Annotated in this window: 20 protein-coding genes; 8 read left to right on the forward strand and 12 right to left on the reverse strand. The window is 64.9% G+C overall.

What is annotated here, in order from left to right; all coding sequences use genetic code 11:
- Positions 1 to 390: 390 nt before the first annotated feature.
- The 5 genes from ASF60_RS25990 to ASF60_RS06135 all read right to left on the reverse strand — a co-directional run bounded on the left by ASF60_RS25990 (position 391) and on the right by ASF60_RS06135 (position 4,808).
- Positions 391 to 1,836 (reverse strand): Ig-like domain-containing protein, encoded by a 1,446-nt coding sequence (locus ASF60_RS25990; protein ID WP_162241297.1) that lies wholly within the window; start codon positions 1,834 to 1,836, stop codon positions 391 to 393.
- A gap of 339 nt (positions 1,837 to 2,175) precedes the next feature.
- A complete protein-coding gene (locus ASF60_RS06120; RefSeq protein ID WP_244478340.1) occupies positions 2,176 to 2,790 on the reverse strand; it encodes a sugar transferase in 615 nt (204 codons plus the stop codon).
- A gap of 394 nt (positions 2,791 to 3,184) precedes the next feature.
- Positions 3,185 to 3,874: an alpha/beta hydrolase gene (locus ASF60_RS06125; protein ID WP_056182023.1), complete on the reverse strand. Its 690-nt coding sequence runs from the start codon at positions 3,872 to 3,874 to the stop codon at positions 3,185 to 3,187.
- A 43-nt stretch (positions 3,875 to 3,917) separates the two neighbouring features.
- Complete coding sequence (locus tag ASF60_RS06130) at positions 3,918 to 4,331, reverse strand: YybH family protein (RefSeq protein WP_056182025.1); 414 nt, start codon at positions 4,329 to 4,331, stop codon at positions 3,918 to 3,920.
- Between the two features lie 33 nt (positions 4,332 to 4,364).
- Positions 4,365 to 4,808: an OsmC family protein gene (locus ASF60_RS06135; protein ID WP_056182029.1), complete on the reverse strand. Its 444-nt coding sequence runs from the start codon at positions 4,806 to 4,808 to the stop codon at positions 4,365 to 4,367.
- Positions 4,809 to 5,154: 346 nt separating this feature from the next.
- Here ASF60_RS06135 and ASF60_RS06140 point away from each other — a divergent pair, with 346 nt between their 5' ends.
- Both ASF60_RS06140 and frc (ASF60_RS06145) read left to right on the forward strand, forming a co-directional pair.
- Positions 5,155 to 5,583 carry a PAS domain-containing protein gene (locus tag ASF60_RS06140; protein WP_443136734.1) on the forward strand — a complete coding sequence of 143 codons (429 nt, stop codon included), beginning with the start codon at positions 5,155 to 5,157 and terminating at the stop codon, positions 5,581 to 5,583.
- A 150-nt stretch (positions 5,584 to 5,733) separates the two neighbouring features.
- A complete protein-coding gene (gene frc, locus ASF60_RS06145) occupies positions 5,734 to 6,984 on the forward strand; it encodes a formyl-CoA transferase (RefSeq protein WP_056182032.1) in 1,251 nt (416 codons plus the stop codon).
- A gap of 200 nt (positions 6,985 to 7,184) precedes the next feature.
- On the opposite strand, the gene ASF60_RS06150 is transcribed toward frc (ASF60_RS06145), so the two are convergent.
- The 3 genes from ASF60_RS06150 to oxlT form a co-directional block, all read right to left on the reverse strand.
- A complete protein-coding gene (locus ASF60_RS06150; RefSeq protein ID WP_056182264.1) occupies positions 7,185 to 7,679 on the reverse strand; it encodes a DUF2867 domain-containing protein in 495 nt (164 codons plus the stop codon).
- A gap of 187 nt (positions 7,680 to 7,866) precedes the next feature.
- The gene (locus ASF60_RS06155) at positions 7,867 to 8,190 is read right to left on the reverse strand and encodes a hypothetical protein (protein ID WP_056182036.1); all 324 of its coding nucleotides are present in this window, start codon (positions 8,188 to 8,190) and stop codon (positions 7,867 to 7,869) included.
- Positions 8,191 to 8,318: 128 nt separating this feature from the next.
- Positions 8,319 to 9,635, reverse strand: a complete 1,317-nt coding sequence (gene oxlT, locus ASF60_RS06160) for an oxalate/formate MFS antiporter (protein WP_056182039.1) — start codon at positions 9,633 to 9,635, stop codon at positions 8,319 to 8,321.
- Positions 9,636 to 10,319: 684 nt separating this feature from the next.
- Between oxlT and ASF60_RS06165 the strand changes: the two genes are divergently transcribed.
- From ASF60_RS06165 to ASF60_RS06175, 3 genes are all read left to right on the forward strand, one after another.
- Entirely contained in the window at positions 10,320 to 10,757 is a 438-nt protein-coding gene (locus ASF60_RS06165; protein WP_244478341.1) for a CBS domain-containing protein, read from the forward strand.
- Between the two features lie 316 nt (positions 10,758 to 11,073).
- Positions 11,074 to 11,355 (forward strand): hypothetical protein, encoded by a 282-nt coding sequence (locus ASF60_RS06170; protein ID WP_056182045.1) that lies wholly within the window; start codon positions 11,074 to 11,076, stop codon positions 11,353 to 11,355.
- A gap of 70 nt (positions 11,356 to 11,425) precedes the next feature.
- Positions 11,426 to 13,270, forward strand: a complete 1,845-nt coding sequence (locus tag ASF60_RS06175; RefSeq protein ID WP_082507784.1) for a hypothetical protein — start codon at positions 11,426 to 11,428, stop codon at positions 13,268 to 13,270.
- Between the two features lie 164 nt (positions 13,271 to 13,434).
- On the opposite strand, the gene frc (ASF60_RS06180) is transcribed toward ASF60_RS06175, so the two are convergent.
- Together frc (ASF60_RS06180) and oxc are read right to left on the reverse strand one after the other, a co-directional pair.
- Positions 13,435 to 14,709 (reverse strand): formyl-CoA transferase, encoded by a 1,275-nt coding sequence (gene frc / locus ASF60_RS06180; protein ID WP_056182048.1) that lies wholly within the window; start codon positions 14,707 to 14,709, stop codon positions 13,435 to 13,437.
- A 214-nt stretch (positions 14,710 to 14,923) separates the two neighbouring features.
- The gene (oxc, locus tag ASF60_RS06185; protein WP_244478342.1) at positions 14,924 to 16,705 is read right to left on the reverse strand and encodes an oxalyl-CoA decarboxylase; all 1,782 of its coding nucleotides are present in this window, start codon (positions 16,703 to 16,705) and stop codon (positions 14,924 to 14,926) included.
- Positions 16,706 to 17,362: 657 nt separating this feature from the next.
- Here oxc and ASF60_RS06190 point away from each other — a divergent pair.
- Positions 17,363 to 18,055 carry a GntR family transcriptional regulator gene (locus tag ASF60_RS06190; RefSeq protein ID WP_056182051.1) on the forward strand — a complete coding sequence of 231 codons (693 nt, stop codon included), beginning with the start codon at positions 17,363 to 17,365 and terminating at the stop codon, positions 18,053 to 18,055.
- Between the two features lie 15 nt (positions 18,056 to 18,070).
- On the opposite strand, the gene ASF60_RS06195 is transcribed toward ASF60_RS06190, so the two are convergent.
- Positions 18,071 to 19,111, reverse strand: coding sequence for a sensor histidine kinase (locus tag ASF60_RS06195; protein WP_056182055.1), 1,041 nt, complete (start codon positions 19,109 to 19,111; stop codon positions 18,071 to 18,073).
- Positions 19,098 to 20,699 carry an ATPase domain-containing protein gene (locus ASF60_RS06200; protein ID WP_082507785.1) on the reverse strand — a complete coding sequence of 534 codons (1,602 nt, stop codon included), beginning with the start codon at positions 20,697 to 20,699 and terminating at the stop codon, positions 19,098 to 19,100. The genes ASF60_RS06195 and ASF60_RS06200 overlap by 14 nt, the downstream gene beginning before the upstream one ends.
- Before the next feature lie 321 nt (positions 20,700 to 21,020).
- Between ASF60_RS06200 and ASF60_RS06205 the strand changes: the two genes are divergently transcribed.
- Together ASF60_RS06205 and ASF60_RS06210 are read left to right on the forward strand one after the other, a co-directional pair.
- Complete coding sequence (locus ASF60_RS06205) at positions 21,021 to 22,115, forward strand: OpgC family protein (protein ID WP_056182057.1); 1,095 nt, start codon at positions 21,021 to 21,023, stop codon at positions 22,113 to 22,115.
- The gene (locus ASF60_RS06210) at positions 22,079 to 23,056 is read left to right on the forward strand and encodes an SGNH/GDSL hydrolase family protein (protein WP_056182061.1); all 978 of its coding nucleotides are present in this window, start codon (positions 22,079 to 22,081) and stop codon (positions 23,054 to 23,056) included. Before ASF60_RS06205 ends, ASF60_RS06210 begins: the two co-directional genes overlap by 37 nt.
- Positions 23,057 to 23,106 lie beyond the last annotated feature (50 nt).

The following is a 23,106-nucleotide window of genomic DNA, read 5'->3' on the forward strand; positions in this document are numbered from 1 at the left end:
GCCAGAACAGGTCCGCCATCGCCGCCTCCGTGCTGCAAACGGCGGCTCTGAATCACAAAACCAGAATTCTCGCAACGTCTTGGTTCGGTTCACACCCTAGTATTCAGGGCATCAGCATCGGCAAGGCGCACCCCCAAACCTTTGGCGGACGCCTCGACAACGCGGGGCTCAGCCGAGCCCTTGCTCCGAGGCCGACCGAAGGCCTTCTCCTTCGAACGCAGGTCCGAACCAGTGCTGCCGGAGCCGGGACCTCGCGGCCGGTCATCTCAGTCAAACCGTGTGGCCGGGGAGCCGGTGGGCCGGTTCGCGTGAGGGCGCAGGCTGCTCGTGTCCGGTCGGGGAGTTGGGACCCTTCAGGAAGGGCGCTCGGACCGGACCCCTTCCTGGCGTTCAGGCGAAGGCGTAATCGATCGAGGTCAGTACCTGACCCAGCGCACCGCCCGCGCTCACCAGGATCTGCCCCTCCGACACGCCCGCTCCGTCCTGCACCTCGTACACCCGCGCATTGCCTGAAGCACCGACCAGCTCCAGCGTCGAGCCCGCGGCAAAGCCCGTGAAGCGGATCACATCGCCCCCGGCTTGGCCCGCACCCTGGAAGTCCACGATCAGGTCAGTGGCACCCGTCAGGGAAAGATCGCCGCGCGCGATGTGGAAGGTGTCGTTGCCCGCACCGCCACCGAGGCGGTCGGCGCCCATGCCGCCCGTGATGCTGTCGTTGCCGGCGCCGCCCGTGACGATGTCGTTGCCCGCTCCGCCGTTGAGCGCGTCACTGCCCGTCCCGCCCCGAAGGGTGTCGTCGCCCGCCAGACCCGCGATCTGCACGCGCGTGGTGGCGGAGGCGTAGTCCAGCGTATCGGCGCCGGCCGTGCCGCGCACATAGCTGCCGGTCGCGGTTTGCCCGACGGTGACGCTCACGGTGGCCGTATCGCTGAGCCCGGTCCCGTCCTCGACCTGGTAGGTGAAGCTGGCCTGACCCGTGAAGCCGGCTTTCGGCGTGAAGACGACTTGGCCGTTGCCGAGGCTCACCGAGCCGTTGGCGGCGTCGCCGACCGCCGTGAGGGTGAGCGTGTCGCCATCGGCTTCGGTGTCGTTGCTCAGGAGCTGCGCCACCGGGATGAGCAGGGGCTGGCCGGCGCCGGTGGCGCCGCTGTCGTTGTTGGCTTCGGGCGCGTCCGCCACCGGCGTGACCGTGAGAACGATGGGGGCGTAAGTGAGAGGGCCGCCGTTGGGACCGGATATGAGGTCAAAGGTATCGGTACCGTTGAAGTCCGAATCCGGCTGATAGTAGATGAGCTGGTTGCGGCCGTTTTCCGGATCGTCTTCTTGATAGACCACGCCGTGTTCGGGCTGATCGTAGCTGGTCCCTCCGCCATTGGCGATGATGTAGCTGGCGACGAAGACGCGCGTGTCCTCCGAAACCGTGATCGACCGCGGCTCCGGAGCGGGCTCCCCGTAAAGGATCTGCACCGTGCCGGTGCTGGTGAGACCCTCCTGATCGGCAACCGTGTAGACGAAGGTGGCCACGCCCTCAGCACGGATGGACGGATTGCCGACGGAAAAATAGATGGCATCGGTATTGGGGTCGCTTAAGGAAGCCCAGTCTCCCGTGCCGGTGCCGGGCTTTGGCTCGATCGCCACCAGCGTCAGAGGGCCACCCTCAGGATCTCTGTCGTTTTGGGTGAGATCCGAGAAGCTGAAGAACTGCTGAAAATCATCGTAGTAGGGACGGACATTGAGGATATCGTCCTGGGTCGCAGGTGCAAGATTTCCGCCTGCTGCCATGATCGGCCTCCCTAATTGTTCAAGTATTTTATGACGCGCTTGGATACTGCGCAATTGGGATTGTTAACAATCCGAAGACCGAGGCCGGCAGCTGATTCTGTTCGCAGACGTCTCACGCGCCGGCGCGCCGCGAAAAGCCGTTCCCGATCCCGTCTTCATCCGAGAACCGCGCCCGATCCAGGACGGTCGCTTCACGATAGATGCAGACACGGCACGGGCTCGCGTCGTGACGATCGCACATGGCCCGGCATGGGTTCGGCCATGCCGCGATCGGGATTCCCGGGTTCAGGTCCAGGTGCGGGTGCAGTGCAGGCAAGGCACCCCGGCGAATCGGACCGGGTCCCATCCGATCGAATTCCCGACCTTGTGAAGCGACGCCTGCGCTGCCGGATGTCAGCGGCTGCCGCGCTGCGTCAGCACGGTCGGGACGGTCCGCAACAGGATGGCCATGTCGCGTGAGAAGCTCCAGCGGGTGGCGTAGTCGAGGTCGAGGGCGACCCGCTCGGCGTACGAGCAATCGCTGCGCCCCGACACCTGCCACAGGCCGGTCACTCCAGGCGTGACCGAAAAGCAGGCCGCGAACGCCGCGCCGTAGCGCTCGATCTCGCTGGAAACGATCGGGCGGGGGCCAACCAGGCTCATCTCGCCGCGCAAGACGTTCACCAACTGGGGCAGCTCATCCAGGCTGGTCTTGCGCAGGATCGAGCCGAGCTTCGTGATCCGTGGATCATGAGTGAGCTTGTGCGTCGCCTCCCATTCGCGCCGCGCGGCGGGGTTCGCCGCCAGATGCGCGCGCAGCACGGCATCGCCGTCCGTGATCATGGACCGGAACTTGAGGCAGCCGAAGTGGCGGCCATCGCGTCCAATCCGCATGTGGCGGAAGATCGGCGCCTTGCGGTCGCTCGCCCAGACAAGCAGGCCGAGCATCAGCAGCAGCGGGAGGAGCAGAAAGAGCGCGATGGCGGCAACGGAAATATCCAATCCACGTTTGCCCAACACTTCCAGCATGGACGGAGCGTCCGCGTGTGAATTTGCCATCACAAGCGTTCGCGCAGCGCGATCCGATGTGTTCTTCCAAGGGCCAAACGGCATCGTCGCGGTGCTCAAGATTAGGATTAACTCCGTCCTAACGTCGAGCTGGCGAAAAGGGTTCATACTTATATTTGCGGCGCCAGTCCTGCACTGATGTTGATCTGCTCGCGTAGAGCGGGGCGTGATCTGCGGGCGACCTGTCCTGTCGTGGCTCCTGTTCGGATCGGCGCGCAGAAACCGAGCGCCGCGTGCCGTCGGACCGCATCGTGGACGTTGTCGATCAGGCTGCAGCAGGTCCTCCGGGTCGTGCCGGCGCAAAGAAGCGAGGGGCCGGCGAGACTCCGGGCATTCGTCCGGCGCGTTCGGACCTTCAGGAGGTCGTACCCTCGAGGAGGACCCTTATCCCTTCGGACACCACGGATGGATCGTAGGCGTGCGGCCCATCGTACTCGACCGCCATCACCTCATAGCCGGCCTCTCGCAACTGGGCGACGTGGACCCGGGCGCTGCGGGCGATCGGAATCTGCTCGTCGCGTGTGCCGTGCGACAGGAAGATCCGCGGCGCCCCCGATTGCAGGTGGACGGAGAGGAAGCCCGCCGAGGAGACGAGGAGGTGGGTGACCACGTGGCCGTTGGCGAGGCCGAGGGAGAGCGTGTAGCTGCCGCCATCCGAATGGCCCGCGAAGATGAGGTGAGTCGGGTCGAGGAGGTAGCGCGCGCTCACCTCGGCGAGCGCCTGATCGAGCCGCTCGCGGTCGGGACCATGCCCGCCGATCACCAGATCCCAGGTCGGGAACAGCGATTGGGGCGCCAGAAGCAGGAAGCCGCGTGCCTTTGCGTGGTCCTCCAGCATCGGCAGGATCTTCTCGGCACTGCCGCCGCCTCCGTGGAACAGCACCACCAGGGGCGTCGGCCGGCGCGGCACGATCCCATCCGGCACCACCAGCATCGCGTCGCGTTCGGCAAACAATTCCAGGGCATGGCGCCCCGGAGGCAGGGGCGGCTTCGTCGGAAGCCGATGGGCGAAGGTGAGCCGCCCGGCGAGCTGGGGATCGATCATGCGAACCTCTGTGGCGGATGGGTGGGGCGGCGCCGAGGGCCTGCTAGTCCGCCTTGTCCACCGGAAGCGGTTTGATTTTCAGCTGGTCGATCGACCAGAGCCATCCGCCGCTGGCCTGACGCCGGGCCGTCTCGGTCGAGATCGTGCCGTTGGGCAGGCGCGCAAAGGTCATGGCAAGGTCACCGTTGCGGATCGCCGGCAGGGCCTCGGCCGCCGGAAAGTCCGACTTGCGGGCGAGCAGGTCGGCATAGAACTTCCGGATCTCGGCATGCCCGGTCGCCACCACCCGGCCGGCGGCCAGCACGGCATCCGGTTCGTAGAGCGCCACCAGGCCCTCCACGTCACCCGCATTGGCGCGTTCGTTGAAGAGGCGGGCCAGATCTTCCGGGGCTTGCGCAGTCAATGCAGGTGCGGCTGACGCCGGGGCCGTGTCGGTGGTGCGATCCGAATGGGTCATGGCAGATCCTTCCGTAACGGAGGTGGTGGACTCTCAGGACAGCAGCGTGCCGGCCGCATCGCGGACAGCCACCGCGACGGGTATGCCGGCCTGGACGCTCTCGGAGACGGTGCAGAAGCGCTGGAACTGCTCCAGCACCCGGTCGATGCGCGGCACGGCGTCGGCCGTCGCCCCGAGGATGATGGCGATCGTAATCCCGGTGATGCGGAGGCGGTTCTCGGCATTGCGCGTGACCTCGCAATGGGCCTCGGCCCGAATCCCGCCCGCATCCTGCTTGTACTTTCCGAGCGCGAACACGAGGCTGGCACACAGGCAGTTGGTTACGGCGCTCATCAGCAACTGCTCGGGAAAGGGACCCTCGCCCTTGCCGATCGGCACGGCCTCGTCGACGATCAAGTGTGGCAGGATGCTGCCGAAATCGACCGCGAATTTGTAGCCTTCGATCTGCGTGATTGTGATGCTCGGGCTCGGCCCCATCGCGTGTCTCCCTCAGACGACCATTTTCTGTCGGCACCGATCCGAGAACGTTCCGGCCCGCCTCCCTGCTCCGACCCCTTCCGCGGGCAGTCACGGCCGGCCTCATGGCCCCGGTGTGAAACCCACGAGCGGTGCGGAACGCCTCGGTTGACACCCTCTAATCGTTGGCATACCAAATACCAACGACGGAAGCAGAGAAAAAGCAAGTCGTCGAAACAGCAAGTCCTCGCAACGCCAACGTCTGGGTTTCGGCCCGGCGGAGAACAGAGGAGTGTCCGATGCCGAAATCCCCGAGCCTTTCGATCCGACGATGCGGAGTGCGAGGCCGCCGGCAGACGGCATGACCATGGCGCAGGACGTCGATTTCGCGGCGCTGGTGGCGGCTGCGGGGGACGCGGTGGTGGTGTCCGATCCTGCGGGGGCGATCACCGTCTGGAATCCGGCCGCAACGCGCATCTTCGGGTACGCGGCGGAGGAGGCGATCGGCCAGTCCCTCGATCTCATCACTCCGGAGCGACAGCGCAAGCGCCACTGGGACGGGTACGCCAAAACCATGGCGACGGGGGTGACCAAGTACGGCGCCGACGTCCTGCGGGTTCCGGCGATCCACAAGGACGGGCGCGCGCTCTCCATCGCCTTCACGGTCGGGCTGATCCACGGTCCCGATCAGAACGTCACCGGAATCGCCGCGATTATCCGCGACGAGACCGAACGCTGGAACGACGAGCGCACCCTGCGCCGGCGCCTCGCAGACCTCGAATCCCGCGTCGCTTGAAGGCGGCGCGCCGGATCGGACCAGGACGACTCTGAAGACGCGTCTTCACCGGTCGTGTTGGCCAAACCAGAACCCGGATCGACCGGGCAGAATGTCGGATAACGGCTTCCAACCAAGTCTATCGGTTTAAGCGACAGGGAGAACGCCACGATGAGCAAGCCGCTCGAGGGTACCAAGATCATCGATTTCACCCACGTCCAGGCTGGCCCGGCCTGCACGCAGCTCCTGGCCTGGTTCGGCGCCGACGTGATCAAGGTCGAGCGCCCCGGTGCAGGCGACGTGACGCGCACGCAGCTTCGCCATGTCGAGGATGCCGATGCGCTCTACTTCACGATGCTCAACTCCAATAAGCGTTCGCTGACGCTCGACACCAAGACCCCCGAGGGCAAGGAGGTTCTCGAGAACCTCATCAAGCAGTCCGACGTGATGGTCGAGAATTTCGGTCCGGGTGCGCTGGACCGTATGGGCTTCTCCTGGGCCCGCATCCAGGAACTCAACCCGGGCATGATCCTCGCCTCGGTGAAGGGCTTCTCGGACGGCCACCATTACGAGGATCTGAAGGTCTACGAGAACGTCGCCCAGTGTGCGGGCGGTGCCGCTTCGACCACCGGCTTCTGGGACGGCCCGCCCACCGTGTCGGCCGCCGCCCTCGGGGACTCGAACACCGGCATGCATCTGGCGATCGGCATCCTCACGGCGCTTCATCAGAAGAACAAGACCGGCAAGGGCCAGAAGGTCGCTGTGTCGATGCAGGATTCGGTGCTCAACCTGTGCCGTGTGAAACTGCGCGACCAGCAGCGTCTCGATGCCCTCGGCTACCTTGAGGAATACCCTCAGTATCCGCACGGCGAGTTCACGGATGTGGTGCCGCGCGGCGGCAATGCCGGCGGCGGCGGTCAGCCGGGCTGGGTGCTCAAGTGTAAGGGCTGGGAGACCGACCCGAACGCCTACATCTACTTCACCATCCAGGGCCATGCCTGGGCGCCGATCTGCAAGGCGATCGGCAAGGAAGAATGGATCGACGATCCGGCCTACAACACGGCCCGGGCTCGCCAGGACAAGATCATGGACATCTTCGGCACCATCGAGGCGTGGCTGGCCGACAAGACCAAGTTCGAGGCCGTCGACATCCTGCGCAAGTTCGACATCCCGTGCTCGCCGGTGCTGTCGATGAAGGAACTCTCGGTCGATCCGTCCCTGCGCGCCAGTGGCACCATCGTCGAGGTCCCGCACCCGAAGCTCGGCTCGTACCTGACGGTGGGAAGCCCGATCAAGTTCTCGGATATGCCGGTCGAGGTGAAGGCCTCGCCGCTGCTGGGCGAGCACACCGACGAGGTCCTGCTCGACCTTGGCTACACGCAGCAGCAGATCGAGCACCTGCACCAGGCTCGGGCCGTCTGAGGCGAAATCCGCCGCAACATCCCGAGAATGAATACAACGGCGCGCCGCGAGGCGCGCCGTTCTTCGTTCGTGCCCGGACGATCTGCGGTCTGTTCGCCCGCCGCGGGCGGTCTGCTACCCTGCGAGGAGGCGGCCTTCTGATGTCGCCAGGGATCGAATTGCACGGTGGCGGTCAGCGCGACGGTCTGCGCCACCTGACGTTATGGGACCGCAGAATTCGCCACGCTGCCCCGCAGGAATCGCTGCAGGAGCCTGAGATCGTGACGGACGATCCGCCGATGCGCCGGTGCAACCGGCAGCATGTAGAGGCCCCCGAAGGCATTGTGGGTGACGACGGAGGCCGTGATCGTCAGTCGGCGGCCCTCGATGGCGATGCAGATCATGACGTCGAGGTGCCGATCCCGCTCGGTCAGGATCAGCACGTCGGGTTCAGCATGCTCGACGAGGAAGAAATCCAGCCGCTCCCCGGCCCTGACCTGCTTCAGGTTCGCTCGGCCGTATCCGCCGATGCGCTTGACGCCGAACAGCGCGGACATCGCATCGCGGAGACGGAACGCCAGCCGCATGAGGGGGTGGGGGGCGCGCGTCATGAGATTCCACGCCTCAAGCGGGGTGACCGCGACGGGAAGCAGGATCGACTGCACATCGTGGAAGTCGAGATCCGCGACCGGCCGCAGGGTTCGGGCAAGGCTCATGGTGGCCAACGTCCTGTCTCGACCTGAGGACAACCGCGGCCTTTACCATACGCGCTCGGCACGCTGCGGACAGGCCGCTCGGCGCATGCCTCGAACGGCCATCCAGGCTGTGGACGCGCAAAACCCGGCGTCGATGGGGCGACCGGATCGGTCCGGGCGATCAGGCTGACGGGTCACCCGGCACGCATCAGGCGCGCGTCGTCGTCAGATCCTCCGACGTGCTGTCCGCCCGGATCAGGCCGGGACCGATCAATCCAGTGTCGGCTGCGGGCCGCGCAGGGAGCGCCGTGCCCGCCACAGCCTCGAAGGGCAGCCAGCCGCTGAACGGTTCGATCGCGCTTGTCTCGACGGAGCGATACCAGCGCCAGACCTGATGGGCGGCGCTCGGAGCATACCAGCGTCCGGGCCGTCCCTCCGCCAGGATCGGCCCAAGGGTCAGATGATTGAGCCAGATCCGATCGATCGTCTGCGGCGCGGTGTGCATCGGGCGCCAGGGAGCGAGCGGCTGCATCGGACATCTCCTCCTGAGGTGTGGCGTTGCCTGCTCGAGACCGAGGCTTTGCCTGGGGGCCGCAACGGACGCGGGGGCCTGGACTGATGGTCCGGCCCCCGCGCTCTGCTGTCATTCGGTCCGAAGAGTCAGGCGACCGCGATCCGCGAGGCCGGCTTGGTCTCGTCGGAGACGGCCAGGGCCTGAGCCACCACCCGCTTGCGCCAGGGCTTCAGCACCGCAATGGCGAGCAGCGAGGCGAGGATGTTGGCGCCGGCGGCCACCAGGAACACGCCGTCCCAGCTGTTGGTCGCCTGCTGCAGGTAGTTCGCGACGGGCACCAGGAGGGCGGCGGTGCCCTTCGCGGTGTAGAGCAGCCCCGCATTGGTGGCGGCGAACTTTGTGCCGAAGGTATCCGTGCAGGTCGAGGGGAAGAGGGAGTAGATCTCGCCCCAGGCAAAGAACACGAAGCCGGAGAGCAGCACGAACCACAGCGGATCATGGCCCCAGAGATAGAGCATGTAGATGCCGAAGCCTTCCATCGCGAAGGCGACGAACATGGTGTTCTCACGGCCGATCTTGTCCGAGACCCAGCCGAAGAACGGACGGGTCAGACCGTTGAGCACGCGGTCGATGGTGGCCGCGAAGGTGATCGCCACCATGGTGATGCCCATGATCGTGACCGGAACCTTGTCGACGCCGATGTCGGAGGCGATGGGCTTGAGGTTGGCGGTGATCATCAGGCCGCCTGCGCCCACGATGACGAACATGAAGTACATCAGCCAGAAGATCGGCTGGCGGGCGACTTCACCGGGCGTGTAGTTGCGCCGGGTCTGAATGATGTTGGCGTTGGCGACAACCTCCGGGACCTGGCCCTTCTTCGGCGAGGTGAAGAAGAAGGCCAGCGCGCAGACGACGAGGCCCTGGCCGATTCCGAAGTTGAAGAACGCGGCCTGGAAGCCGTGATCGGCGATCATCCACTGGATCGGTGCCACGGTCAGGGCCGAGCCCGCGCCGAAACCGGCGGCAATGATGCCGGCGGCGAGACCGCGCTTGTCCGGGAACCACTTCAGGGCAGAGCCCACGCAGGTGCCGTAGACGGCGCCCGCGCCGATGCCGGCAACGACCTGACCGAGATAGAACATGTTCAAGCTGCTGGCGTAGGAATTGATGACCCAGCCGATGCCGCAGAGCAGGCCGCCGAACAGCACCACCACGCGCGGGCCGTACTTGTCGACGAACCAGCCCTCGACCGGAACCAGCCAGGTCTCGAACAGCACGAACAAGGTGAAGGCCCATTGGATCGCGGCGCGATCGAAGCCGAATTTCTTCTGGATGTCCGGGACGAAGAAGGTCCAGCCGTATTGCAGGTTGGCGATCATCACCATGCAGATGACGCCGATTACGAGCTGTCCCCATCGATAACTGTCGGATACGCGCTCAGGTGCAGTTTCCGCCCTCGACATGGCTTTCCTCCATCATTTTTTGAAACGAGATACGCGGTCGGCTCGAGGGCCGATCCTGGGCGCAAAGGCCACCCGCCGCCGAACTTGGTGCCGACTGGTATGTGGAATACCAGCCTCGCTCGCGCCGATGCAGTCGTCAAGGGTCTTTGGTCAAGAAATCGATTTCGCAACGCAGCAACAGGGATTAAAATCGGAAGTGCTTTCATAACAAAGCGTGGGCTTTGGCGTCGGCAGAGCCAATCGATTTCTCAACCTGGGCGTTCGAGGGGAACGGGCTCAATCGCTTGGCCATTCCACCGACTTTGCGCCTGACACCGGAGCGCCTCCGCGGCGGACAGCACCCTCGCGCTCCCGTGGTCGGAAGCTGCGCGATAATGCACCTTCTCGTATCCAGACGGTCGTGTCTGCAAGCCAAATTCATAAAAAATCGCGGGTTGGCCCGTTCCAGGCGAAGACTGGCCTCCCAGATCGATTATTTTTGCGATGCAGCACGAAATCAGTGAAATACCGAGGTGATTCGCAAACCGTAGCTTGCGAACGCCTGATCAGGCCGAAGCGTCAAAGGCGACAAAGGGGAGATTCTGTTGCTGGTTTTTGCATAATATTGCAGCGCGCGCGTTGACGGCTGAAATTCTGTATACCAGTGTTCATCCGAGAAGACGTAGAGATCCGGGGAGGGGAGGCATGACGGAGTTACGTCAGACACCGATCAGTCCTGACTCCCGTGTCCGTGCCATCCGCATGGATCGTTCCGTTCGCGAAGCGGTCCAAACCTTGTCTTTGCCCGACGTCGACGCCCTGATCGTCGTGGACGGGCGTTGCGAGAACACCGGGTCCTTCATGGGTCTACTGACGGAGCGCGATATCTTTCAGGCCATGGCGGATCAGGGTCTTGAGGTCCTGGATAGTCTGGTGTGGATGCTGACGGCGCCGGACGTCGTGTCCGTCGATATCCGGACGCCCCCAGCTGATCGTCTACAGGTCTTCTGCACCCACAAGACCAACCATATCGCGATCATGGACGGGTTCGCCCTCCACTCTGTCCAGAGCATCTGGGATTGCGTTGCGGCGGTCCCTCCAAGCGCTACGGCGAGCGCCGAGGTGAGCGCCGAGGTCGCGTGACCGAACTTGCGCCGTGATGAGCCGTTGGAATGTGGGAAGATGTCGGAAAGGACACCGATGCATGGGTTGTGACAGGATTCGTCTTCAACTTATCGGACCGCGAGATGTAGACTCGGTGAGGCAAGGTTTGTGCTGCACAAAAGCTTTTGCGGTGCGGTCGTCTTGACCCTGATCTCGTTTGAACACAGATTTTTCTAAACCCTCGTCCGGCGGATGAGGCACAACAAAGCTGGCTCTTGGCGCCGGCGCCGACGAGCATAGAGGGCGCACCCGGTGACGCCTCGATCCTCGGTCGGTTCATGAAGGAGGGACTTCCATGCGGTTTCTGGCCATCCTCGACTGCCCCGTGATCTTCAGTGGCGAGAACAGCTACGGGATGACCAGCATCGATATGTGCCCATCGACTGGAATTACAGGTGGCCTGATCAGCCGCCACGTGAAGGTGATCGATGGCCGTCTGATCGCAGTCTGCATCTGGACCAGCGAGTTTTGCTGCCGCGTCTACTTCGACACCGCTTGGTATCAGAAGGCTAGCGAACTCTGGGGCGATCAGTATCAGCTCCGGCTGGAAGCGATCGAGGAGCCACAGGCGGCCTGACCGCTCTCATCTTCGAGATCTCAGTCGGGACTTCGGGACAGGAGCCTCTTGAGGGGCGGAGGGCTTTGGCATGCTGATCCGTGCCCGGGAGGACCCACCGCAGGCCATGCGCGATGATGTCTGCGGACCCTGGAACCCCGGTCTCGAGTCAGGCCTTCCCCGCACGATGCTACCCCTGGCGACGGTGTTTCGAAGCGTGAACGTCGAGACGTCACTCGCGGACGCCTTCGAGATGAGCGATGTCAGCGGTCTGCCACTGACTCAGCTCGTGGTCTTCCGAGCCGAACGGCTGGTGATCCATGAGGTTCTGATCCGCGTCATGGCGGATCTCTTCGTGCCGATGGGGCAGACCTACGGCGACCTTGGCGTGAACTTCCGCGCGATGGTCTCCACCATCCTCCAAGACGGCCTCGCCACCCACGCTCCACAGATCGCCACCCGCCTCGCCGCGATTCGTGCGGAGGCTGCGGCGCTTCTCCAGATTGAAGTCGCCGCGATGCTGGGCGAGGGCTTGCCTTCCGCGCCGCCCATCCGCCCATCGCCGCCCTGGTTGACTTTCTGGACCAGCGCCTTCCGGCAAACCGATTCTGCGCTCGCGCGCGCGCCACGTGCGGGCTTGGATCCGGAGCGGAGGGCGGAGCTTCATCTCGAGGCGTGGCAGCAACGCGCCGCCGAGGCCGCCGATCCTATGGCGATCGCAGCCTGCGCGGCGCTTCGCTCCGTCGTTGCCAGCGTGATCGGCCGTCGTGGCTTCCTGATCCGCGACCGGACGCTGCTCTGCAAGCTCGCCGGCATTCTCTTCGCGAACAGCTATGGCAGTCGTGCGCTCGGCGAGATGATCGAGCCCTGGATGCAGACTGTGATCGACCGGGAGGGCTATGGGCGGCTCAGGCCGCAGGACGGCCCCGTCATTCTGAACGTGAAGGGGTCCTCCGCCTCCGGCAAAAGTACGATCCGGCCGCATCAGCGCGCATTGGTGGAATCCCTGGGGCTCGATTGGGCGGATTTTGCGCTGATCACTCCGGATGTCTGGCGCAAGTATCTGCTCGACTACGACAGCCTCGGCCCGGCCTGGCGCTATGCAGGCCCACTCACCGGGCACGAGGTCGAGATCGTCGATCGGAAGCTCGACGGCTACATGGCGCGCAAGGCGGAGGCAGGTCGGATCTCCCACCTCCTCATCGATCGCTTCCGCTTCGACAGCTTCGCGGTGAATCCCGGGACCGAGATGGGGAGCCAACTCCTCACCCGGTTCGGGCACCAAGTCTACATGCAATTCATGGTCACGCCGCCCGACGCCACGGTGGAGCGGGCCTGGAAGCGGGGCCAGCAGTTCGGCCGCTACAAAGCGGTCGAGGATCTGCTCGCGCATAATGTGGAGGCCTATACGGGCATGCCGCGGTTGTTCTTCACCTGGGTGCTGCGGCGAGACAAGGAAGTTCACTTCGAGTTTCTGGACAACAGCGTGCCGGACGGCCAACGGCCACGAACCGTCGCCTTTGGGGTGGGCGGCGTCATGAACATCCTCGACGTGCGGGTCCTGCTCGATATCGATCGCTATCGAGCGATCAACATCCAGGCGCGCGATCCCGACGCGGTGTATGTCGGCGTACCGCCCCGGGACAGGCTCGGTGACATGCGCTTCCTGCGCGACTGCCTTCGCAGGATGACCACGATCCGGTTTGCCGAACAGACCACCGGCCGCGTTCTTGCTCGCCTCGACCGCGGCCGCGTGACCGGTCTTGCACCTGCGCTGGCGGAGGCGGACCCGATCGTCCACCGCGTACTGATGGGGCTGGGCGTGATCCGGATCGACGAGACCTTGGGGGATGCCGGCGAAGTGCTGATCCCGAGCCAAGCGCGTACGCTTGGCGCCTGGGGCGAGCGAGCCCGCCAACTGGCTTCCGCAGGATAGCACGTCCGCCTCGGGTCGCACCCCGATCGTCGGCGCCGGAAAGGGCCGCTTAGCATCCCTCGATTCGATCGTCCTTAAAAGAAGCACGGCTTCGACGGATCGAAGCCGTGCCAAGTTGGGAGGAGAGACCGGGTGGAGAGGAGAGACCGGGTTGGGGGACGTGCCTACTCGGCAGCGATCTGTTGCATCGTGCCGATGGCGCCGGATTCGGAGATCTTGAGACGCTCGGCCTCGGAGTACCCGAGGACCTGGGTCAGGATTTCATCGGTGTGCTCGCCCAGCAGCGGCGACCGGGTGATTTCGGTCTCGCTCGCCGATAACCGGATGGGATTTCCGACCGTGAGGTACTTGCCCCGCGTCGGGTGATCGACTTCCACGACGGTCCCGGACTTGCGCAGGGACTCGTCCTCCGCAATCTCCTTCATCGACAGGATCGGCCCGCAGGGCACGTGCAGCGCGTTCAGGATCTCCATCGCCTCGAATTTGGTCTTGGACATCGTCCAGGATTCGATGCGGGTGAAGATCTCGTTGAGGTGCGGCAGCCGCGCCTTGGGTGTGGCGTAGTCCGGATGCGTCGCCCAGGCGGGTTCACCGATGACGTCGCAGATCTTTGCCCAGACTGCCCCTTGGGTGATGAAGTAGATGTAGGCGTTGGGGTCGGTCTCCCAGCCCTTGCACTTCAGAATCCGGCCGGGCTGGCCGCCGCCGGAATCGTTGCCGGCCCGCGGCACCGAGTCCCCGAACGGAATGCCTTCGCCGAACTGGCTGTATTCCGGCAAGGGGCCGCGTTCCAGGCGCTGCTGATCCCGCAACTTGACCCGGCAGAGGTTCAGCACGCCGTCCTGCATGGCGCAGTCGACCCGCTGGCCGAGGCCAGTCTGGGTTCGGTGGTACAGGGCGGTGACGATGCCGAGCGCCAGATGCAGCCCGGTGCCGGAATCGCCGATCTGCGCGCCGGTCACCATCGGGATGTCGGTGCGAAAGCCCGTGGTCGAGGCGGCACCCCCGACGCATTGCGCAACGTTCTCGTAGACCTTGCAGTTTTCGTAGGCGCCGGGGCCGAAGCCCTTCACCGAGGCCAGGATCATGCGCGGGTTGGCAGCGTGGATCGCCTCCCAGGTCAGGCCCATCCGGGCGAGCGCCCCGGGGGCGAAGTTCTCGACCAGGACGTCGCATTCATCAATGAGGCGCCACAGCACCTCGATGCCCTTGGGATGCTTGGTGTCGAGCGTGATCGAGCGCTTGTTGTGGTTCAGCATCGTGAAATACAGGCTGTCCACATCCGGGATGTCCTGCAATTGCTGACGCGTGGCATCGCCGACGCCCGGGCGCTCGACCTTGATCACGTCGGCGCCGAACCAGGCCAGCAACTGGGTGCAGGTCGGTCCCGACTGGACATGGGTGAAGTCGAGGATTTTGACGCCTTCGAGGGCTTTCATGGCACGGGCTCACCTTCGCGGGAGACTTCAGCTTCAAGGGAGACTTCGGCACGGGGATTCGAGCGCTGACCTTCGAGGCGATCGACGAGAGAGGCCGAAGGGCCTCCGGCGCCGCTTGGCCGAACTCTCTGGCATCGAGCGGGCAGCCGTCCCGGGGGAGCCGGCCCGCTCGATGGTCCCCGGAGACCACGTCGATCTCCGGAGGCCTGGAGGTTCAGACGGTCTTCTTGCGAACCACTGTGCTCGTCGGGTTCAGGCTCCCGATGTTGCCGCTCTCGGTCCCGGCGCTGGGGTCGATCACCGCGTTGATCAGGGTGGGCTTGCCCGAATCCATCGCGGCGTTGACGGCTTGGGAGAGCTCGTCCGGGGTCGTGACGTGGACGCCGACACCGCCGAAGGCCTCCATCATCTTGTCGTAGCGCGAGTCCTTCACGAACACCGTAGTGCCAGGGTCGCGGCCGGTGGGATCCGTATCGGTACCCCGATAGATGCCGTTGTTGTTGAAGACCACGATGCACACCGGCAGATCGTACCGGCAGATCGTCTCGACCTCCATCCCGGAGAACCCGAAGGCGCTGTCACCCTCGACCGCCAGGACCGGCTTGCCGGTCTCGACGGCGGCCGCCACCGCAAAGCCCATTCCGATGCCCATGATGCCCCAGGTGCCGACATCGAGGCGCTTGCGCGGCTGGTACATGTCGATGATGCCGCGAGCGAGGTCGAGGGTGTTGGCGCCTTCGTTGACGAGGATCGCGTCGGGACGTTCCTTGATGATGGTGCGGAGTGCGCCGAGCGCCCCGTGAAAGTCCATCGGAGCCGAGTTCTTCTTCAGCTTCGAGGCCATCTTGGCGAGGTTTTCTTCTTTCTTGGTCCGGATGGCGTCGGTCCAGGCCGCAGGGGGGGCCTGCCAGTTCTGGCCCATGCCCTCGAGGAGAGCAGTGACGCAGGAGCCGATGTCGCCGACCACCGGGGCGACGATCTCGACGTTCGAGTCCATTTCCTTGGGCTCGATGTCGATCTGAATGAACTTCTTCGAGCCGGGGGCACCCCAGGTCTTGCCCTTGCCGTGCGACAGCAGCCAGTTCAGTCGTGCGCCGACCAGCAGGACGACGTCGGCCTCCTTCAGCACGAGGGAGCGAGCCGCACCGGCCGACTGGGCGTGGGTGTCGGGCAGCAGGCCCTTGGCCATGCTCATTGGGACGTAGGGGATACCGCTGCGCTCGACGAGGTTGCGAATCTCCTCGTCGGCCTGCGCGTAGGCCGCGCCCTTGCCGAGAACGATCAGCGGCCGCTTGGCGCCCTTGAGCACGTCCAGTGCACGGGCGATGGCGCTCGGGGCGGGCAGTTGCGCAGGAGCGGCGTCGATCACCTTCACCAGGGACTTGGTGCCGGCCTCCGCATCCATCACCTGGGAGAACAGCTTGGCGGGAAGGTCGAGGTAGACGCCGCCCGGACGGCCCGAGACGGCGGCCCGGATGGCACGGGCGACGGCAATGCCGATATCGGCGGCGTGCAGGACGCGGAAGGCGGCCTTGCACAGGGGCTTGGCGATGGCGAGCTGGTCCATCTCCTCGTAATCGCCCTGCTGCAGGTCGACGATCTCGCGCTCGGAGGAGCCGGAGATGAGGATCATCGGAAAGCAGTTGGTGGTGGCATTGGCCAGTGCCGTCAGGCCGTTGAGGAAGCCGGGCGCCGATACCGTCAGGCAGATGCCGGGCTTCTTGGTGAGGAAGCCCGCGATCGCGGCGGCGTTTCCGGCATGCTGCTCGTGGCGGAAGGAGATGACGCGCATGCCCGCGGCCTGCGCAAGGCGGCCGAGATCGGTGATCGGGATGCCGGGCACGCCGTAGATATTGGTGATGCCGTTCAGCTTCAGGGCGTCGATGACGAGGTGGAAGCCGTCGATCTGCTCGCCCGCATGATCGGACGTGACACCGACGCCGGTTGCGACGTCGTGGACGGCCTGAGCGGTCTCGGAGCCAGCGGTTCTATCCATGATGGTTTCCTCCGGTTCGGGCGCTTATTTTTTCGATGACGCGCCGTTCTTGATCGTAATTCAGAATAACGCGGTGTTGACGGACGAGCTCTTAGACAGAGATCCTGATCGTTTCTGAAAGAAGGATCGGTCGTCGGTCCGGTGTCCCGGTGGCGTATCTTCCGGGGTCGAGGCTTTCGTTGTGAACGATCCGTGAAAATTGGTCCAATTCAGTTTCAAGATGTAAAACTGTTCGGGGACCGGTGCTCACATAGAGAGATTGCGCTACGATCACTGTGTCGGGTGCGGTGCATTCACTTCTGACAACGTCATTGCCAGTTCAAGAATGGTGGCATACCAAATACCAGGTGTCAAATTGGATCTGAGCCATGTGAGGGGATTCCGGGCGGTTGGCCCTTCACGACGGCCCTCCGGCTGCCTCTGAGTCGACATTGCTCGCTTCGCACGTGAAACGGGTACAAATCGCGAAGGGGAGCTCCAGCGTGCGGCGTCACACTTCAGTGAGCGGCTGAAGCTATGTTGTTGCCGCAGGGGGGATATTCAAATCTTGTCCCGGCTGAAACGCCCTGGTTTCCTTGTGTTCCGGCAGCGGGTTCGGCATGTTTCGGGCCAAATTGACGTGGCGTCTGCGTCCTTGTCATTGTTCCAGGTGTAAAGATGGTCGAGTCGACGACATTCCAGATCAAGCCGCTGGCGGCAACGTCAAGCTTGCGTGCCTTGGCCTACGATGCGCTGAAAGAAGCCATCACCAACATGAACATTTATAGCCAACGCGAGGAGGTCAGGCTGGATGAGCGCAAGCTCTCTCAGGATCTGGGCGTCAGTCGCACCCCCGTCCGCGAAGCCTTGACCGTGCTGGAGCAGGAGGGCTTCGTTCGGTTCGAAGCCAGACGTGGCGTCTTCGTCATCAAGAAGTCGAAGAAAGAGATCGTCGCCATGATCCAGGCTTGGTCGGCGCTGGAGAGCATGGCCGCCCGCCTTGCCTGTGAGCATGCCACCGACGAGCAGTTGCATTGCTTGCGGGAGCACTTTCCCGAGTTCTACGAGGGACGTCCGACCGACCATATGGACGAGTACTCGGATGCCAATATCCGTTTCCATCAGAAGATCATCTCGCTCGGCGGATGCCATGTCATCCAGGACATCACCAGCAACCTTCTGATGCACGTGCGCGGCATCCGGAACACTGCCCTCCGCCAGGGCGATCGGGCCGCGAACTCGATCAAGGAGCATGTCGAGATCATTCAGGCACTTGAGGCGCGAGATGCCGAGCGGGCCGAGCGGTTGGTCCGCGAGCATGGCCTGGGTCTCGCCCGTCATGTCGAAAAATATGGCGACTATCTCGACTGAGCCCTGCGCACGCACTCAGTAGGTTGGGACCAGCCGCTCCTCGGGCAGCGGGGCTTCCATGTGAAACCGCAGGCCGGTCGGCGCATAGTCGATTGTCACGGTGGCGTTGCACTGCTGAGCCAGCACCCGCTGAAGCAGGGTGGAGCCGAAGCCTTTCCGTTTCGGGGCCTCGACGGCGGGACCGCCGGATTCCGTCCATGTGAGGTGCAAGCGGCGGCCCGCCTCGGCGGCGGTGACGTTCCAGACGATGGAGATCCGACCGCCGGGCTGCGACAGGGCCCCGTGCTTGGCCGCGTTGGTCGTCAACTCGTGAAAGGCCATGCCGGTGGGAACGGCCAAATCGGCCGCAAGCTCGATCACCGGCCCTTCGAGGCGGATGCGCTGCCCGTCGACATCATTGTAGGGGCTGAGTTCGTTCTCAAGCAATTCGTGCAGGGGCGCCGTCTGCCAGTAATCCTCAGTGAGCAGGGTGTGGGTCTTGCCCAGCGAAACGATGCGGTTCGAGAAGGACTGGTAGAAGGTCTCGACATCGGTGGTCGAACGCGCGGTCGCGCCGAGCAGCCCCTGCACCGTCGCGAGGGTGTTCTTCACCCGGTGATGCAATTCGCGGATCAGCAGGGCTTGGCGCTCGTGCGTCTTCTGACGCTCGTCGAGATACGCCGCGACCTCCCATTGCCGACGCCTGGCGCGCAGGGCGGAGCGCACGGCGTTGGCGAGCACCGCGGGGTGGAACGGCCGCTCCAGGAGCGTGACGTTCCCGAGGAGACCGGTCAGGCGCTCATCCGGCGAAGCGCCGCGATGGTTCAGGACAATGAATGGAAAGTCGGACCAGGGGGGCTGGCGCTCGGACCAGTCGGCGATCGCCCGTCGGTCGGAACGCAGCAGGGCTTCCTCGGTGATGACCGCGCAGGCGGCCGTGTCGAGGTTCTCGACCAAGTCGGCCAAGCTGTCCTTGATCCGCGAAGCGACGCCGACTTCGGCCAGGATCGCCGTCGCGATCCGGGCGTCCCGTCCACCCGGTGCGAGGATCAGGGCGATGGGTTCAGGCTGCGCCATGAGGCCCGGTCACACCATGAGGCCCGGTCAAGTTATCAGGCCCGGTTCCGGCCTGTTGCCTAGACTCCTGGTCGATGATTCGGGGCGACGGGTCCGGCCGATCGTCGAGGAGATCGGCCCGGTCGCCTTCGAAAGTCGGGACGCCGGTCAGTACGCCGCGGAACTGCCTGAGCACCGATCCGACCCGCAGACCCTGGGCGTCGATCCGGAACTCGCGGATCGTATCCTCGTGCGGGCCGGTGCGCTTCTTGAGCACGGAGAGGGCGCGTCTGACGCGCCCACCCGCCTCGAAGAAGCGCAGCATCACGACCGTGTCGCTGACATAGGTGAGATCGACCGGGGCCTCCATCCGGCCCACCATGCCGTGCTGCGCCAGCACGAGGATCGTCACCACGCCCTGCTGGTTCAGGTAGGTGGTCATCTCGTGCATCTGCAGCACGAGGTGCGGCTGCCCGCTCATCGCGCTCATGTACCCGGTCAGGCTGTCGATCACCACGACGCGGGCCTGATCCGTCTCCACGGCGTCCCGGATGCGCCCGGCGAAATCGCCGGCCGATACGTCGGCGGGATCCATCTGTTCGATCCGGAGCAGTCCGGATTCGACGTGGGGGCCGATATCGAATCCGACGCCCAGGGCTCGACGCAACAGAATGCCGGTGGTCTCGTCGAAGCTGATGATCAAGCCGTGCTCGCCAGCCTCGAGGGCTGCCATGAGGTAGCCGAGGGCCAACGTGGACTTGCCGGCTCCCGAAGGCCCGATGATCAGGTTGGTGGTGCCCCTATCGAGACCGCCGCCCAGAACCGCGTCGAGCTCCGGGACTCCGCAGGCGATGGTTCCGAAGGTGAAGGCGGTGTGGTGGTCGGCCGCAACGAGGCGGGGGAAGATGCGGACCCCGCCGCGCCGGAGCACGAAGTCGTGATAGCCGCTCTCGTAGGGCGTGCCGCGCATCTTGATGACATGGAGCCGGCGGCGGCCCGCTCCGTAGGTCGGTGTCACCTGTTCCAGGCGCAGGACCGCATGGCTGATCGAGTGCAGATTGAGGTCGTCGTCCTCCGAGCTGAGGTCGTCGAGCATCAGCACGGTGGCATTGTTGAGCAGAAAGTAGCTCTTCAGCGCCAGGACCTGGCGGCGATAGCGTAGGGAGCCCTGCGACAGTAGGCGGATCTCCGACAGGCTGTCGAACACCACCCGCACCGGGTTCACACGCTCGATCTCCGCCAGCGCCATCCGAACCGTCTCGCCGAGCTCCAGGTCGGACGAGTGGATGAGGCTTTGCTGCTGCTCGGAATCCAGGCTGAGTTCGGGTGGCACGAGCTCGTAGATCTCGACGCCGTCCAGGGACCAGCCATGCCGCTCGGCCACCGACAGGAGTTCGCGCCGGCTTTCCGACAGCGTGATGTACAACCCGCGTTCGCCCCGCTTCAGGCCGTCGAGGAGAAACTGAAGCCCCAGCGTGGTCTTGCCGCTGCCCGGACGTCCCTCGATGAGGTGCGCGCGCTGGGCCGCGTAGCCGCCATGGAGGATCTCGTCGAGGCCGGGCACTCCGGTCGGGATCGGCGCGGCATCGCCGACGACGGGGGTCTGCATGGATGATTCCGGTGCGTGAGAAACGAGGTTCACCATAGGTGCGGGACCGCCCGACGTCCCCGGTATTTATACCACACCGGCCGGGCGATAAGGCCTGAGCGCCCGGCCCTGGACCCGATCCAGCGAAGACACGCATCTCCTCATAGGCTGCGGCCGGACCGAGCGCGGTGACCGAGCCGATCCGGGCCGACCGGCAGCCCGCGAAGGTTGCACTTTGCAGAACGTCGAGGGCACCTTATCAGGGCCGGCCCTTGCCGCGCGGCCGCGACCTCCAGTCCGCCTAGCACCTGTCCCTTCGAGCTGCCGGAGTGCCGAGCCCCGATGCGCGAACCGAACGCGGTGGATTTCTGGCGGGGCCTCGCCCTCATCACGATCTTCGTGAACCACATCCCCGGTAATACCTTCGAGCGCTACACTTATTCGCAATACGGCATCTCGGATGCCGCGGAGCTGTTCGTCTTCCTGGCCGGCTGGTCGATCGGGATCGCCACGCGCAACCGTGACGGCAGCCCCGAGCCGCGCCTGAAGAGCGTCCTGCGACTCCTGTCCCGCACCATCGAGGTGTATCGCGCCCAGATCACCACCATGGCCCTGGCGCTGGGCATGATCGCCGGTGCCGCCCTGTTTCTCGACAACCCGCTGCTGCTCGAATGGCACAATGCCGGCGGCTTCTTCGCCGACCCGATCCAGACCACGGTCGGTTTCGTGCTGCTCACCCACCAGCTCGGCTTCTTCAACATCCTGCCGCTCTACGTGGTGCTTCTCGGCATCGCCCCGATCTTCGTGCTGATCGGCCGGGTGAGCCGCGTCGCCGCTCTGGTCCTGTCCTTTGCCCTCTATGCCGCGAGCCTTGTCTTCGAGTGGAACCTGCCCTCCTGGCCGGGGGAGGGAGACTGGTTCTTCGATCCCCTATGCTGGCAGCTCCTCCTGGTGCTCGGGTTCACCATGCAGGATTGGAGTCGGACATCCCCCTGGCTGAAGCGCTGGTCGCGGCGACTGCTTCCGCTCGGCTTGGTGATCGTCGTGACGGGGATCGTGCTGTCGGTGCTGGAACTGCGGCCGGATCCGCTTCTCGTACCTGACCCGCGCCTCGTCTTCACCTTCGACAAAACCTACCTGTCGCCGGCCCGTGTCGTGCACTTCCTCGGCGTGCTCCTCGCGTTCCAGGCAGTCTACGCCGTCCTGGCGCCCCGGCTCGGCTGGGTCACGAACTTCCTTGCGAGCCTTGGACGCAACTCCCTCGCGGTCTTCTCCATCGGCTCGCTGCTGAGTCTGGCCGCGCAACTTGTCAGGTTCTGGACCGGAGGCGGTGTCGTCGTTGACGTTTTCGTCGTAGGGTCCGGCCTGTTCGCACTGGGTTTCACCGCATGGTTCGTCGAATGGCGCTCCCGCAAACCGCGGCTCTCCTCGCCCTGAGCCTCTCGCTCCTCTGGTACGGGAGCGGAGAGAGCGCCTACGCGCAGGAGCCGGCGGCCCATCAGGACCCCGTGGTCAAGCAGGATCCCGTGGTCAAGGCGGTGCCGCCTGCGCCCACCGTCGTTTCGCCGCCGAGCGTCGTCGTGGCCGGTCAGGGCGCGGATGCGGAAGCCGTCGACGTGGCGCTTTCGCCGGAATGCCGGGTTCCGGGCTCCAAGCTCTACACCCTGGCCCGGCTCGGCGCGGTCAAGGACGCGCTCAAAGAGAATCGTCCGGTGCGGGTGCTCGCCATCGGAGCCTCGACGATGGGACTCGGGGCTTCCGCCACGTACCCGGTCAAGCTGGAGACGGCGCTCGAGCGCTCCCTGACGAATGTCGACGTGGTGGTGGAGAGCCGGGGCCTGCAGGGCGAGATCGCCTCCGGAGCCGGCGAGCGCCTGCGCAGCATGGTGGCCGAGGTGGAGCCCGACCTCGTGATCTGGCAGGTCGGATCGCACGATGCCCTCGCGCGAGTGGATCTGGAGGCCTTCGGCAGCGCTCTTGATGAGACCGTCCAGTGGATCAAGGGCCACGCGATCGATGTCGTGCTGGTCAGTCCGGTCTACACCGCCAGCCTCGCGAAGGACGATTACTACACAAGCCTCGTGCGCAAGGTGCAGGAGGTGGCCCAGCGGGAGGGCGTGCCGCTGGTTCAGCGCTACGAGGCCATGCGCTACCTCGCCCGCAGCAACGACAAGGGAGAGGGGCACCTGCTCGGCACCCAGTTTCGCCTCAACGAACTGGGTTTGCGCTGCATGGCCGAGCACGTCACCCGCGCCATCACGCTCTCGCTGCTTCAGCCGGACCCCGTCTCCACCGGCACGGCCGGGCGCCCGGCTCTGACCCTGGCGCCTTCGAACGACGCGGTTGGTGCCAAGCCGACCCCGTCCGCCGGCCCCTGAACGCAATGCTTTAACCGCCCGGCTTAACCGCGCCGCAAGGCCGGATGGCC

Origin of the sequence: Methylobacterium sp. Leaf113 (genome assembly GCF_001423325.1) — a bacterium.
Lineage (GTDB): Bacteria > Pseudomonadota > Alphaproteobacteria > Rhizobiales > Beijerinckiaceae > Methylobacterium.

Bases quoted from the DNA above. Each gene is read 5' to 3' on its own strand.
- ASF60_RS06155 (WP_056182036.1), bottom strand. From the start codon at position 8,190: ATGCAGCCGCTCGCTCCCTGGCGCCCGATGCACACCGCGCCGCAGACG.
- ASF60_RS06120 (WP_244478340.1), bottom strand. From the start codon at position 2,790: ATGCTGGAAGTGTTGGGCAAACGTGGATTGGATATTTCCGTTGCCGCC.
- ASF60_RS06170 (WP_056182045.1), top strand. From the start codon at position 11,074: ATGCGGTTTCTGGCCATCCTCGACTGCCCCGTGATCTTCAGTGGCGAG.
- ASF60_RS06210 (WP_056182061.1), top strand. From the start codon at position 22,079: ATGGCGCTCCCGCAAACCGCGGCTCTCCTCGCCCTGAGCCTCTCGCTC.
- frc (WP_056182048.1), bottom strand. From the start codon at position 14,709: ATGAAAGCCCTCGAAGGCGTCAAAATCCTCGACTTCACCCATGTCCAG.
- frc (WP_056182032.1), top strand. From the start codon at position 5,734: ATGAGCAAGCCGCTCGAGGGTACCAAGATCATCGATTTCACCCACGTC.
- oxlT (WP_056182039.1), bottom strand. From the start codon at position 9,635: ATGTCGAGGGCGGAAACTGCACCTGAGCGCGTATCCGACAGTTATCGA.
- ASF60_RS06125 (WP_056182023.1), bottom strand. From the start codon at position 3,874: ATGATCGATCCCCAGCTCGCCGGGCGGCTCACCTTCGCCCATCGGCTT.
- ASF60_RS06195 (WP_056182055.1), bottom strand. From the start codon at position 19,111: ATGGCGCAGCCTGAACCCATCGCCCTGATCCTCGCACCGGGTGGACGG.
- oxc (WP_244478342.1), bottom strand. From the start codon at position 16,705: ATGGATAGAACCGCTGGCTCCGAGACCGCTCAGGCCGTCCACGACGTC.
- ASF60_RS06130 (WP_056182025.1), bottom strand. From the start codon at position 4,331: ATGACCCATTCGGATCGCACCACCGACACGGCCCCGGCGTCAGCCGCA.
- ASF60_RS06135 (WP_056182029.1), bottom strand. From the start codon at position 4,808: ATGGGGCCGAGCCCGAGCATCACAATCACGCAGATCGAAGGCTACAAA.
- ASF60_RS06190 (WP_056182051.1), top strand. From the start codon at position 17,363: ATGGTCGAGTCGACGACATTCCAGATCAAGCCGCTGGCGGCAACGTCA.
- ASF60_RS06140 (WP_443136734.1), top strand. From the start codon at position 5,155: ATGGCGCAGGACGTCGATTTCGCGGCGCTGGTGGCGGCTGCGGGGGAC.
- ASF60_RS06150 (WP_056182264.1), bottom strand. From the start codon at position 7,679: ATGAGCCTTGCCCGAACCCTGCGGCCGGTCGCGGATCTCGACTTCCAC.
- ASF60_RS06165 (WP_244478341.1), top strand. From the start codon at position 10,320: ATGACGGAGTTACGTCAGACACCGATCAGTCCTGACTCCCGTGTCCGT.
- ASF60_RS06175 (WP_082507784.1), top strand. From the start codon at position 11,426: ATGCTGATCCGTGCCCGGGAGGACCCACCGCAGGCCATGCGCGATGAT.
- ASF60_RS06200 (WP_082507785.1), bottom strand. From the start codon at position 20,699: ATGCAGACCCCCGTCGTCGGCGATGCCGCGCCGATCCCGACCGGAGTG.
- ASF60_RS06205 (WP_056182057.1), top strand. From the start codon at position 21,021: ATGCGCGAACCGAACGCGGTGGATTTCTGGCGGGGCCTCGCCCTCATC.